The sequence below is a fragment of the Cellulomonas sp. ACRRI genome (genome assembly GCF_022346185.1).
Lineage (GTDB): Bacteria > Actinomycetota > Actinomycetes > Actinomycetales > Cellulomonadaceae > Cellulomonas.
Window position 1 is genome coordinate 1 of record NZ_JAKRMS010000189.1, and the last position, 5,599, is coordinate 5,599.

The window sequence follows — 5,599 nt, forward strand, 5'->3', positions numbered from 1 at the left end:
CCCCCCCCCGCCGCCCCCACCGCCGTGCCCGCCCCCGACACCCCTCACGGAGCCCGCCGTGCCCCGCACGTCCGCCACCCGCCGTCTCCGGCAGCCCGCCGCGCTCGCCCTCGCCGTGGGCCTCGCGCTGCTGCCGGCGCTCGGTGCGCCCGCCCTCGGCCAGGCCGCCGCGGCGGCCGCGACCGAGCGCACCACCTGGGCGCTGGAGCCCGCGACCCCCGAGGGCCCCGACGGGCGGGTCTCCTACCGGCACACCCTCGACCCCGGCGCCGAGATCACCGAGCACGTCGCGCTGACCAACTTCAGCGAGCACCCGGTGACCTTCCAGGTCTACGCGGGCGACGGCGTGCTCACCTCCGACGGGCAGTTCGACCTGCCCCCGGCGGGGACCACCCCGGTCGGGGCAGGGTCCTGGATCGCGATGGGCGACCCGGCGGGCGCCCTCGCCGAGCCCGGGACCATGCAGCACCTGGAGGTCGCCGGGGGCGGCACCGTCACCCTGCCGTTCGTCGTGCGCGTCCCCGCCGAGGCCACGCCCGGCGACCACCCCGCCGGGATCGTCGCCGCCGTGGCCACGAGCACCGCCGACGGGGCCGGGGTCGACAGCCGGGTCGGCGCCCGCCTGCACCTGCGGGTCACCGGGGACCTGGTCACCGCCCTCGCGGTGCCCGAGGTCGTGGCGACCTACGTCCCGTCCTGGAACCCGTTGGCCGCCGGCACGCTGCGGCTGGAGTACCAGATCGCGAACGTCGGCAACGTCCGGCTCGGCGGTACCGTCGCCACCCACGTCGCCGGCCCATTCGGCCTTGCCGGGGGCGGCACCGAGGGGCCGGACCCGCGGGAGGTGCTGCCCGGCGCCTCCGTCCCCGTCATCACCGAGGTCCCCGCCTGGCCGCTGGGGCGGCTGTCCGGGGAGGTGACGATCACCCCGGTCGTCGTGGGCGAGGACGCGCTCACCGGCGCCTCCGTCCTGGTGCAGGTGCCGTTCAGCGCGTGGGCGCTGCCGTGGGTGCAGGTCGCCGTGGTGGTCCTGGTCGCCGCCGCCGTGGTCGCCGCCGTGCTGCTGCGCTGGCGCCGCGCCGAGGCCGCTCAGCGACGGATCGACGAGGCGGTCGCCGCCGCCCGCGCGGCCGCCGGGCCCCCGTGGGCCCGCTGACCGCGCCTCGCGGAGTCCGCCCTCGACCGCCTACCGTCGGGGCATGACGCAGCTCGACCTCACCGGGCGCACCGCGCTCGTCACCGGATCCACCCAGGGCATCGGTGCGGCGATCGCCGCCGGCCTCGCCCGCGCCGGGGCCCGCGTGGCCGTCAACGGCCGCACCGCCGGCTCGGTCGACACCGCTGTCGCGCGGCTGGCCGCGGAGCACGGGGACGGCCCCGGGTCGTTCGTCGCCGCACCCGGCGACGTCAGCACCGACGCGGGCGCCGAGGCGGTCCGCGCCGCCGTCCCCGACGTCGACGTGCTGGTCAACAACCTCGGCATCTTCGAGGCCCGCCCGGCGCTGGAGATCACCGACGACGAGTGGCGCCGGTACTTCGAGGTCAACGTGCTCGCCGCCGTCCGGCTGACCCGGGCGTACCTGCCGGGGATGACCGGGCGCGGGTGGGGCCGGGTGCTGAACATCGCCTCGGACTCGGCCGTCGTCATCCCGGCCGAGATGATCCACTACGGGATGTCGAAGACCGCCCTGCTCGCGGTGTCCCGCGGCTTCGCCAAGGAGGCGGCCGGGACCGGGGTCACGGTGAACTCGGTGATCGCCGGACCGACGCACACCGGCGGCGTCGAGGACTTCGTGTACTCGCTGGTCGAGAAGGACCTCCCGTGGGACGAGGCGCAGCGCGAGTTCATGCGGCGGCACCGGCCGCAGTCGCTGCTGCAGCGGCTGATCGAGCCCGAGGAGATCGCGAACCTGGTGGTGTACCTGGCATCACCGCTGGCGTCGGCGACGACCGGTGGCGCGGTGCGGGTGGACGGCGGGTACGTGGACGCGATCCTGCCCTGAGGCCGCTGGTAGGGTCGCCGCGTTCGTGGGAGGGCTGGCTGAGCGGCCGAAAGCGACGGTCTTGAAAACCGTTGGGGCGTCGAAAGGCGTCCTCGTGGGTTCGAATCCCACGCCCTCCGCCCGTCGGCGGTGGTCCCGGCCCGCACGCCCTCCGGCTCGTCGCCTAGGACGCCGAGCCGGTGACCTCCAGCGCAGCCCGCGCGCGCTCGTCGATCCCCTCGGCGACACGCGCGGTGTCGATGCCGTGCGCCACCACCTCGCCGAGCGCGGTGCGCACCCGTGTCGCGACGGTGGCCACGGTCCGGGCGACGACCTCCGGGTCCGCACCCCACGAGGTCGACTCGCGCACCAGGTGCCCCGCGGTCAGGTGGCGCAGCCGACCGGTGCCGTCGAGGCTGTGCCCGAAGGACTGGTACATCGGGTTCAGCAGGTACACGGGGGCGACGTCGTACAGCGGGGCCATCGAGAACGTCGCCGTCTCGTCGATCGCGAGGGAGTAGTTCTTGGAGTGGGCGTCGCCGTTGCCGACGATGAGGTTGAACGCCAGCTGACCGACCAGCTCGGTGACGAACCCGACCGGGTCCACCGCCTCGACGCCGGCGTCGACCGCGATGCGTCGCAGGCGCTCCTCGCCGGTGCCGGACTCGTACTTGTCGCGCGCCGCTACGCCGAGCGCCTGGGTGAAGTCCTCCTGGTGGCTGCGTCGCCCGTGCGTGCGGTCGAAGCGCTCGACGACCAGGGCGAGCCTCCCGTCGAAGTCCGCGAGCTCGGTGTGCGCGGCGGGGAGGCCGGCGGCCCGTGCCACGCGCAGCGTCCAGTCCTCCCACCGGATCAGGTCGGCCGGGCCGACGTCGGTGACCGGCTCCGGCTTGATGATGTGCGTCGACATCGCACCGGCTGCGGGCCACGCCCAGCCGTCCCGCGTCCGGGTCAGGAGGACCTTGGACTGGATCCCGCCGAGCGACGCGCTCACGACCTCACCTTCGGGCGGTTCGAGCGTCGGCAGGTTCGACACGATGCGGTCGACCTCGGCGGCCGTGAGCGGCACGAGATGCCCGTCCGGGGCGGGGCCGTCGTCGTCGGTGAGCTGGATCGCACCAGCGCACTCCCGGCCGATCCGCGCGAGAAGGGCGAAGGTGTCCCCGGGGCGGATGCGGTGCTGCCGTTCGAGCGCACCGCGCACAGCACCCTCGGGCAGGAGGTTGTCGAGGAAGCGCTCGAGGTGGTCGCCCTGGACGCGCTTCTCGGTCAGCGGCAACGACAGGGACAGTGGTCTGGCGCCGATGCCCCAGGTGTCCAGCGCCTCGCTGTCGTAGCGCATGCGCAGACGGCCGTTCCGCAGCTGCTCGAGCTCGGCGAGGTGCCGGCCTCGGAGCCAGACGTGCAGCACCCGACTCATCTCGTCACCCTGACGGTCGAGCCCCGGGGGACGACGACGAGTTCGTAGCCGCACGCGGACAGGGCGTCGACGAGGGTGTCGGTGCCGGCAGCGTTCGCGCGCTCCATGCGTGAGATCGTGGGGCGCGACGACCCGATCGCGGCCGCGAGGTCGTCCTGGGTGTAGCCGCGCGCGGCGCGCGCGCCCTTGAGGGCGGCGGCGAGCGCGGGCAGCGAGCGCGCCCGGTAGAAGCGCTGCGTCACCCGTGATTCATCTGGGTGCTCGGTCATGCATGAAGCGTATCTGATTCACGACGTCTTCGACCGCTCGATACGTCACATCTGATGCGTTCCGGGCGGTCACCACGCCGCGCGGGCTGCGAGCCCCAGGGTGTACTCCTCCCAGTACGTCCCGGCGGCCGGGCCGCCGTTGCACGTCCCGTCCGAGCGCCCGACCGTCTTGATCCACAGGTTCGCCACGTGCGGGCCCGGTCCGGTCGCGCCGGGGCGGGCGCCGAGCGCGCGCCCGTCGGGGTTGCACCACACGGTGCCGTCCGGCCCGGCGAGGGGCCCGGCGCCGTTGCGCGAGGTGTCGACGACGAACGCCTTCCCGCCGAGCAGCGCCGACAGGTAGGTGCCGTACGCCTCCTCGTGCGCGCTGCGCTGGAAGTTCGACACGTTGACGGAGAAGCCCGCCGCGCGGTCGACGCCCGCGGCGCGCAGCCGCAGCGCCATGTCCCGGAGCTGGTCGGCGCTCCAGCCGAAGCTGTTGCTGCTGGCGGCGTCGAGGTAGACCTCGGCGCCGGCGGCGGCGTAGGCCTCCACGGAGGTGCGCAGCAGCGCGAGGCGCTCGTCGCGGTCCCCGCACCGGTCGAGGTGCAGCAGCGCGTCGGGCTCGACCACGACGACGGCGCGCGCGCCGCGCAGGCCCGCGGCGACGCCCGTGACCCAGGCGCGGTACTCGTCGGCGGTCGCGAGACCGCCGGCCGAGTACGACCCGCAGTCGCGGTGCGGGATGGCGTAGGTGACGAACACCGGCGTCCGGCCCGCCGCGGTCGCCGCGGCGGCGTAGGTGCGGACGGCCGTGGTGCCGTCGGCGGGGCCCAGCCACCGCGCCGACCCGCCGCCGGCGGCCTCGTCGAGCAGCGCGGCGTCGGCGGTGCGGCCCTCCGCGCGCGCGGTGGCCGCGGCACGGGCGACGTCGGAGGCCGGGTCGGCGTACTGCGGAGCGCCGGACAGCACGGTGCGGTAGACCTTCTCGCCCGAGCCGGTCCCCGCGTCCGTCGACGAGCCACCCGGACCCGAGCCGGGACGGGTCACCACCGGCAGCGCGGCGGGCAGGGGCAGCGTCACGACGGCCGGCACCCTCTCGGTGGTCGGGGTCGGCGAGGACCAGACGCTCGACCCGTCCGTGGCGATCAGGTAGACCCGGGCGTGGTCCTTCACGACGAGCCGCGCGCCGGGGGACGTCGCGCCGGCCGACCACAGCACCGCGCCGCCCGGGGAGACCACCTGGAGGTCTCCGGCGGTGGTCACCCGCGCGGAGGCGCCGGCGACGGACGTGCTCGTCCGCCAGACGACGGTCGCGCCGCGGGTGAGGACGAGGTCGCCGTCGGCGCCCATGGTGAGCCGCACGTCCCCGGTGGCGATCGACTCACCCCGGAGCAGCAGGCCGCCCGGCGGCACCCGGTCGGCGGCGGACGTCCGGAGGGCGGGCCCGTCGGTGGTGGACTTCCACACCAGCCGGCCCGCGGTGTCCACGGTGTACACGACGCCGTCCGGCTTCACGATCGACCGCGCCCCGGCCGACGCGGCGCCCGTCGTCCAGAGCACCGCCCCGGACGCGGACCGCACCTCCAGCGCCCCCGACGGCTGCTGCACGAGCCGCGCCCCCGGGTTGCCCGTGGTCCCGGTGTGCCACAGCACCGGCCCGTCCCCGAGCCGCACGGTCACGTCGCCGTCGGCCCCGACCGCGAGGGTGTGGGCGCTGCCCACCGCGGTGAGCGCGGTGCCCGCGGTGAGCACCTGGCCGGAGGTGAGCCGGTCGCCGGCGGCGGCGGCAAGGGCTCCCACGCCGGCCACGGCGCCCGCGCCCGCGGCGGACGCGGGAGCCGGGGCGAGCGCGACGGCCGCGAGCAGCCCGACGGTGGCCGCCCGGACGGCGACGGCGAGCGGTGCGGACCAGCGGGAGGTCGGGCCGGGCGGCCACCGTCGGGCTG

The 5,599-nt window shown here is 76.0% G+C and carries 5 protein-coding genes and 1 tRNA gene; 3 read left to right on the top strand and 3 right to left on the bottom strand.

Annotated elements, in window-relative coordinates; all coding sequences use genetic code 11:
* Positions 1 to 58: 58 nt before the first annotated feature.
* From MHY85_RS19965 to MHY85_RS19975, 3 genes are all read left to right on the top strand, one after another.
* Positions 59 to 1,156 (top strand): DUF916 domain-containing protein, encoded by a 1,098-nt coding sequence (locus MHY85_RS19965; RefSeq protein WP_255733776.1) that lies wholly within the window; start codon positions 59 to 61, stop codon positions 1,154 to 1,156.
* A gap of 43 nt (positions 1,157 to 1,199) precedes the next feature.
* Positions 1,200 to 2,003 (top strand): SDR family NAD(P)-dependent oxidoreductase, encoded by an 804-nt coding sequence (locus MHY85_RS19970; RefSeq protein WP_239199950.1) that lies wholly within the window; start codon positions 1,200 to 1,202, stop codon positions 2,001 to 2,003.
* A gap of 28 nt (positions 2,004 to 2,031) precedes the next feature.
* Positions 2,032 to 2,122 (top strand) — tRNA-Ser (locus MHY85_RS19975).
* A 44-nt stretch (positions 2,123 to 2,166) separates the two neighbouring features.
* Here MHY85_RS19975 and MHY85_RS19980 read toward each other — a convergent pair.
* The 3 genes from MHY85_RS19980 to MHY85_RS19990 form a co-directional block, all read right to left on the bottom strand.
* A complete protein-coding gene (locus MHY85_RS19980) occupies positions 2,167 to 3,402 on the bottom strand; it encodes a type II toxin-antitoxin system HipA family toxin (protein ID WP_239199952.1) in 1,236 nt (411 codons plus the stop codon).
* Positions 3,399 to 3,671, bottom strand: a complete 273-nt coding sequence (locus MHY85_RS19985; protein WP_239199954.1) for a helix-turn-helix transcriptional regulator — start codon at positions 3,669 to 3,671, stop codon at positions 3,399 to 3,401. Before MHY85_RS19985 ends, MHY85_RS19980 begins: the two co-directional genes overlap by 4 nt.
* Positions 3,672 to 3,740: 69 nt before the next feature.
* On the bottom strand, positions 3,741 to 5,599 hold a 1,859-nt coding region (locus MHY85_RS19990; RefSeq protein ID WP_239199955.1), incomplete at its 5' end, for a glycoside hydrolase family 6 protein.